This window comes from Pseudomonas emilianonis (assembly GCF_023072625.1).
Lineage (GTDB): Bacteria > Pseudomonadota > Gammaproteobacteria > Pseudomonadales > Pseudomonadaceae > Aquipseudomonas > Aquipseudomonas paraveronii.
This window is the reverse complement of record NZ_JAKNRV010000300.1, coordinates 1-6,530: the sequence shown is the minus strand read 5'-3', so window position 1 is coordinate 6,530 and position 6,530 is coordinate 1. Positions and strand designations below refer to the sequence as shown.

Sequence of the window (6,530 nt, the reverse complement as noted above, 5' to 3'; positions counted from 1 at the left end):
GCGCGGCACGATGGACCAGGGCCCGGACGCCGCGCGAGATTTTGTGCAAGGTTTTGTGTCGGCGCGCCTGGAAGACGAACCCTGCGTGTGCCTGTGGCTGATCGGCCTGCCCGCCGTGCGTTTTGCCGGCGAAGCCGATGCCGAAGTCTGGTACCGCGAGCTGCAGGTCGAAGGCCTGGGCTCGGTATGGGCCCTGCCGGGCCTGGAATTATTAATGGAAGAGCCACAGCGTAAGGCTGATGTCTGGCAAGCCATGCGCCGGCTGATGGCGCGCTGGAAAACAACCGATGAGTGAGGCTTTATCCTTTCGCCCGATGACCGAGGCCGACCTCGACGCCGTGCTGAAAATCGAATACGCGGCGTACAGCCACCCCTGGACCCGCGGGATCTTTCTCGATGGGCTGGGCAAGTACCAGATCTGGCTGATGTTCGAAGGTGAGCAGCAAGTGGGCCACGGAGTGGTGCAGATCATCCTCGATGAAGCGCATTTGCTGAACATCACCGTCAAACCGGAAAACCAGGGCCGCGGCCTCGGCCTGGCGCTGCTGGAGCACCTGATGTCCCGCGCCTATGCCGCCACTGCACGGGAATGTTTCCTCGAAGTGCGTGACAGCAATACCGGCGCGTTCCGGCTGTACGAGCGCTATGGCTTCAATGAAATCGGGCGTCGGCGCGATTACTACCCGGCCGTCGGTGGGCGCGAAGATGCGGTCGTGATGGCCTGCACCCTGGTGGACTGAACACGCAACCCATGTGGGAGGGGGCTTGCTCCCGATTGCGGTGTGTCAGGCACTTATCGGTTACTGGCACTCCGATATCGGGAGCAAGCCCCCTCCCACATTTGGATCTACGGTGTGTCAGCGGTTGCCGTCGACAGGGTCCAGATCAGCCAATTCGGCCTCATCCAGCCCGTTGCCGCCGCCGATATCATCTTCATCCACGATGCTCAGGTCCCAATCGGCCTGTTCGCCTTCGCCTGCTTCCTGTGCATCCCGCGCGCCGTCCTCACGGATCAGGTTTTCCGGGCTCATGTCGTCATCGGTCGACGCGCCGGCCATCCCGGTCTCACCCACCCGTTCGTCGGGCATCCGGCGTTTGCGTTCGCCACGCGGCAGTTCATCGCCGATTTGCGCCGTCGGCTCTTCCTCGTCAAAGTCCAACTCGCGCATCTGGCCCATGCGATCCTCGTTGTCATCAATCGGTTCCGGCTGGGTAGCGCCGTATGGACGTCGTGATTCAGTCATGGCCAATCCTCATACTGTGGGGCTTATAGTGTGTGGACAGGCCTGGCGCCCCAAGATTCAAGTAATTGCCCGCCGACTATCTTTATTCCCGGCGTGACCCGGACGGGCGGTCGTCTGTCAAAGCTGCGCATCATTCCTGAGGCTTTCCCTGATGAACGAACTACAAGACCTGCTTGATAACAACGAACGCTGGGCAGATGCGATCACACAGGAAGATCCCGAATTCTTCGCCAAGCTGGCCCGCCAGCAAGCACCGGAATACCTGTGGATCGGCTGCTCAGACGCCCGTGTACCGGCCAACGAGATCGTCGGCATGCTGCCGGGTGATCTGTTTGTACACCGTAATGTGGCCAACGTGGTGCTGCACACCGACCTTAACTGCCTGTCGGTGATTCAGTACGCCGTCGATGTGCTTAAGGTCAAACACATCCTGGTCACCGGCCACTATGGCTGCGGCGGCGTGCGGGCCTCGATGCAGGACCGCCAGTTCGGCCTGATCGACGGCTGGCTGCGCACCATTCGCGACCTGTACTACGAAAACCGCGAGATGTTGGCGCAGTTGCCGAGCGAAGAAGAACGCGTCGACCGCATGTGCGAGCTGAATGTGATTCAGCAGGTGGCCAATGTCGGTCACACCAGCATTGTGCAAAACGCCTGGCACCGTGGGCAGAGCCTGTCGATCCACGGCTGCATCTACGGCATCAAGGATGGCCGCTGGAAGAGCTTGAACACCACCATCAGTGGTTTTGAGCAGTTGCCGCCGCAGTATCGCTTGCGCCCGCTGGGTGAAGTCTAAGGGCGCTTGCGCTCGCGCCACTCGGTCATGAACGCCTGCCCCTCGGCGTTCAACGGCTCCTGGCTGCCGGTGATCCAGCCCCGGCAGTTCAGCTCGCCGCATTGGCAAGCGAACTGCCGGAACAGCGTGTCCTCGGTGCTGGCGTAATCCAGGGTCAGCCGGGTGTCGGCGGGGATGGACTGCACGGTCCAGAGCTCCAGGTAGGTGGTGTCTAAAAATACATTCGGGTTGCAGGAGTGGTGCAGCAGGCCGCAGAACCAACAGTCGTACAAGTGGATGCGTGGCGACACCTGCAAGGTGTGCGGGCGTCGCTCGTTCACCGCGTAGCCGGAGACCTTGGCAATGCACACGCGACTGTCAAAGGGGATGCGCGCCTTGATCCCGGCTCCGGCGCCGTCCGTGGTTTGGATGACCTGGAAGTGTTTGGACGAAGGGTAGCCCTGCTCGACGAACAGTGTCTTGAACGGATAAAGGCAATTATTCATAGCGTTTACAGCCTTATCCATGGCTCGAGTCTTCATAACTCTCCTTGGTTGGGCTGCATCGACCTGCGGGTGGTGTCTGACTGCCAGTCTTGCAGCGGATGGGCCCGGATCAAGACTCGCTGAACATAAAGCCGATTTCTACTGTCAAGTTTGATAGTAGAAATCGGCTTTTTTGTGCACTTTACAGCGCCGGGACAGTGATTGCCGGGGCGGGGGCGGCGTCTTTCAGTTGCTTGAGCTGGGTTTTGATCGCGGGCGTGGCGCATTTGGCGTTCGCCTGCTCCGGGGTCAGGTCGCGCACCGAGGTGTAGAACAGTTCGCAGGTCTGCTCTTTGCGCGTGACTTGCCAGGTGTTCATGCACGCCTTGAGCAGCACATTCGCATCGCTCGCTGGCTTCTGGCCCATTCCGGCTTGCCAGCAGGCGGCGCTCAAGTCCTGGCCCATCACTTTCAAACCGGCCTCGTCGGCCTTCTGCGCGTTACCGTCATAGGTGTCCGGGCTGGCCGCGTACCAGATGTAACTGGGGTGGTTGGCGCCCAGCACCGAAACGGTTTTACCGGGGGCCGGGCTGATCTGCGCCAGGCCCAGCACGCCTACGGTTTGCCCGTATTGTTGCTTGATCCAACTGCGCACCGGGGCGCCGAACGCCACCATCGGCAACGAACCTTTGGGCTGCAGGCTCAGCTCCGCGACCATGCGTGTCTGGTAGTCGGTGAAGTAGCTGTAGACGTTTTCCAGGTCCTTACCAGCGTTGGACGGCGCGGCGATCGGCGCGATGTCGATGATGGTCTGGTAGGCCGGGGTTTCGCTGGCCGGAATGCCATTGTCGACGAGCAGGGTGGCCCAGCGGTCGGTGGTGGCCGATTCCAGGTAATCCTGAGCCTGGGTCAGTGAATAATCCGGCGGGAAGTGCAGCAGCTCGATGCTTTTGCGGTTTTCCAGGGCCATGCCCAGCGGCAGGAACAAGTACCAGTTGTAGGCCCACTTGCCGTCGCTATTGAGCCGGCTCGCGCCTTGGTAGGCCAGGTCGGCGGTCGCGAGCAAGCTCGTCAGCGGGAGGCCATAGCTCTCGGGCACGCCGCTGAAGGTCGCCGCGACCTGGCCATCATGGATTTTGACGCTGACCTTGGCGCGGCTGTAACCGTCGCGCTGCAGGCTCTGGTTCAGGTAATGCTCGGTGGTCTGTTCCAGCGTCCAGGGCCGAAAGCAGATCACATTGCAGTTATTGGGGTAAGCGAACAACTGGGTAACCCGTTGCGTGCTGCCCAGGGGGACTTCGATGTCGGCCTGTACGACCGCACTCGCCAGCAGTGCGGCCAAGGTGAAGGACAACCTGGTCGGTTTAAACATAGATGATTCCTTGTCAGCGAAAGCCTGCCTGTGCGGGGTGAAAGCCCACCCTCACACAGTAGCGGCTGACCAGGAAAACCGCGTGCAAAATTGCCGGGCATGTCGCTATTGGATAAGCCGTCCTACACCTCGAACTGCAGCGCATTGCTCAAGTCGCCCATCGGTTTCTGGCCGCGGGCGATCATGGCGTCGTCGCGCTGCTTGAGCCCGTCGAGTGTCTCCAACTGAAAAACGCGGGTGATCAGGCGCAGGATCGACGCCGTGTCGTACACCGTATGGTCCACCGTGCCTTTGCGCGCGAACGGCGACACCACAAGCGTCGGAACCCGCGTGCCAGGGCCCCAGCGGTCGCCCTTGGGCGGTGCCACATGGTCCCACCAGCCGCCGTTTTCATCGACGGTCACCACCACCACCATGTTTTTCCACTGCGGGCTTTCCTGCAGCACCTTCAGGGCGCGGGTGATATGGCGATCACCCGAGGCGACGTCGGCATAACCGGCGTGCATATTGAGGTTGCCCTGGGGTTTGTAGAAGGTCACGGCGGGTAGTTTGCCCGCCTGCGCGTCGGCAAAGAACGTGTTGGTGCTCGACTCATCGCCCAGGCCCGCGTCGCGCAGGCGCTTGTCACGCTCCGCGCGGTTTTCCGGGCCCTGTTGCTTGAAGTAGTTGAACGGCTGGTGGTGGTACTGGAAGTTGGGGATCTTCGGAATGCCGCCCGAGTCCTTGAACTGCTCCAGCGTCGCCTGCCAGGCCCCGGCGTACCAGGCCCAGTCGATGTGCTTTTTCGACAGCTTGTCGCCGATGTGTTCGTGCGTCTGCGGCACCAGCACGTTGGGCAGGTCGGGCTTGGCGTAGTCCGGGTTTTGCGGGTCGCGAATCCAGGTCGGCCAGTAGGGCGGGGCCAGGGTGTTCACGGCGTAACCGTCCGGGGTCAATGCGCTCGGGCCGAACTGCGGCGGGCCGCTCATGGCGCTGGCCGGGGATTTGTCCAGGGGCTTGAGGCGTGGGTCGTTGGGATCATCGCTTTGCAGCGTGGCGATCTGCGCCTTGGCCACCGACTGCGCCGCGTTCGGATAAACCGGCGCGGTGGCGCTGATCAGGTATTGGTGGTTGAGGAACGAGCCGCCAAACGCGCCCTGGAAGAAGTTATCGCAGAGCACAAACGCCTTGGCCACGTCCCACAGGCGCAGGGAATAACGGCTCTGGGCGTAATGCCCCATCACCAAGCCGCCGGAATCGGCCCATGCGACGAAGCCGTCGTTCTTGCCGCCGTTGATCTGCATCTGGTTCTGGTAGAACACGTGCCACAAATCACGGGTGACCAGGCTCAAGGGCAGGTCTTCGGCGTTCGGACCCTTGAGGGCGAACGGGGCGTTGGGCAGGTTTTCCTGGAATTGCACTTCGCTGGGGTAGGTCACCCCGTCGACGCTTTGCGAGCCGACTTGCAACACACCGCCCCACGCCGGGGGCAGGGTGGTCAATACGCTGGCGTCGCGGTCGCGCTGCTGATAGTCGGCAGCGGACAACGCCGACAGCGGTTTCTCCAGCCCCGGGAAGTCAGCAAACAGGTTGTTGAAACTGCGATTTTCGGCGTAGATCACCACGACGGTTTTCACTTGGTCGTGTAACGCTTTATCCAACTCTTGCGGCGTAAGCGGCCGCGCCACCGGTTTGCCCGGCGCTTCGCTGGAATTGCCGCAGCCACTCAAGGTCGCGCCCACCCCCAGCACCGCCGCACCCCCCAGGAAGCGCCGCCGGCTGGTGTCTACCGGCGGTTGGTCGATGGAATCAGAGGCAGGGCGGTCTTCGTGCTCGTCACTCATTGCGGGGAGTCCTTGCTGGCTATTTGTTGCAAGATATTTCGCCAGGACGGTAGCAGTGGAATGTGACGGAGGGAAGACAGCTCGAAGTTACACGCTTTAAGCGGCAAGCCTGGAGCTAGAAAGCTCAAGCTTGCCGCTGCGTTTAAGGCATCACCGGCGGCAAATACTTCAACGTCGTCCCCAACGCCCACAACAAAAACAACACCAACGGCGCGTGTACCAGCAACTGCACGAACGAAAACCCGATCAAATCCCGCGCCTTCAGCCCCAGCACGCCCAGCAACGGCAGCATATAAAACGGGTTGATCAAATTCGGCAACGCCTCGGCCGCGTTGTAGATCTGCACGGCCCAGCCCAGGTGGTATTGCAGGTCATTGGCCACTTGCATCACGTAGGGCGCCTCGATGATCCACTTGCCGCCGCCCGACGGGATAAAGAAGCCCAGCACCGCCGAATACACACCCATCAACAGGGCATAGGTGTCGTGGGAGGCGATGGACGTAAAGAAGGTCGAGATATGGTGGGCCAGCGTCTGGCCGTCGCCGCCCTTGACCACGGTCATCAGCGCGGCAATCGAGCCGTACAGCGGGAACTGGATCAGCACGCCAGTGGTGGTCGGCACCGCGCGGGCGACCGCATCGAGAAAGCTGCGCGGGCGCCAGTGCAGCAGCGCACCGACCATGATGAACAGGAAGTTGTAGGTGTTCAGCCCGGAAATCGCGCTGATCGCCGGCTTGGTCGAAAACTCGTGGAACAACCAACCTGCCGCCAGCAGCGCCAACAGGATGGTCAGCACCGGGCTGTGCTCCAGCCATTCGCCCGGGCGCGTCG

Annotated in this window: 7 protein-coding genes and 1 pseudogene; 3 read left to right on the top strand and 5 right to left on the bottom strand. The window is 61.6% G+C overall.

All coding sequences use genetic code 11. From position 1 onward, the window contains the following. A pseudogene (locus tag L9Z73_RS23125) lies at nt 1-295 on the top strand (energy transducer TonB); the annotation flags it as partial. Then, the gene (gene rimI, locus L9Z73_RS23120) at nt 288-740 is read left to right on the top strand and encodes a ribosomal protein S18-alanine N-acetyltransferase (protein WP_247405947.1); all 453 of its coding nucleotides are present in this window, start codon (nt 288-290) and stop codon (nt 738-740) included. The pseudogene L9Z73_RS23125 and the gene rimI, both read left to right, overlap by 8 nt. Before the next feature lie 117 nt (nt 741-857). On the opposite strand, the gene L9Z73_RS23115 is transcribed toward rimI, so the two are convergent. Beyond that, nucleotides 858-1,244 carry a serine kinase/phosphatase gene (locus L9Z73_RS23115; RefSeq protein ID WP_247405945.1) on the bottom strand — a complete coding sequence of 129 codons (387 nt, stop codon included), beginning with the start codon at nt 1,242-1,244 and terminating at the stop codon, nt 858-860. Nucleotides 1,245-1,395: 151 nt separating this feature from the next. Between L9Z73_RS23115 and can the strand changes: the two genes are divergently transcribed. Beyond that, nucleotides 1,396-2,040 (top strand): carbonate dehydratase, encoded by a 645-nt coding sequence (gene can, locus L9Z73_RS23110; protein ID WP_247405943.1) that lies wholly within the window; start codon nt 1,396-1,398, stop codon nt 2,038-2,040. Here can and L9Z73_RS23105 read toward each other — a convergent pair. The 4 genes from L9Z73_RS23105 to L9Z73_RS23090 form a co-directional block, all read right to left on the bottom strand. After that, nucleotides 2,037-2,561 (bottom strand): SET domain-containing protein-lysine N-methyltransferase, encoded by a 525-nt coding sequence (locus L9Z73_RS23105; protein ID WP_247405941.1) that lies wholly within the window; start codon nt 2,559-2,561, stop codon nt 2,037-2,039. The two genes, can and L9Z73_RS23105, sit on opposite strands and share 4 nt — an antisense overlap. Nucleotides 2,562-2,706: 145 nt before the next feature. Further along, nucleotides 2,707-3,876 (bottom strand): hypothetical protein, encoded by a 1,170-nt coding sequence (locus L9Z73_RS23100; RefSeq protein WP_247405939.1) that lies wholly within the window; start codon nt 3,874-3,876, stop codon nt 2,707-2,709. Between the two features lie 122 nt (nt 3,877-3,998). After that, nucleotides 3,999-5,699, bottom strand: coding sequence for an acid phosphatase (acpA, locus tag L9Z73_RS23095; RefSeq protein ID WP_247405936.1), 1,701 nt, complete (start codon nt 5,697-5,699; stop codon nt 3,999-4,001). 142 nt (nt 5,700-5,841) lie between these two features. Beyond that, nucleotides 5,842-6,530: TIGR00366 family protein (locus tag L9Z73_RS23090; RefSeq protein WP_247405934.1), on the bottom strand; the 689-nt coding region annotated here is incomplete at its 5' end.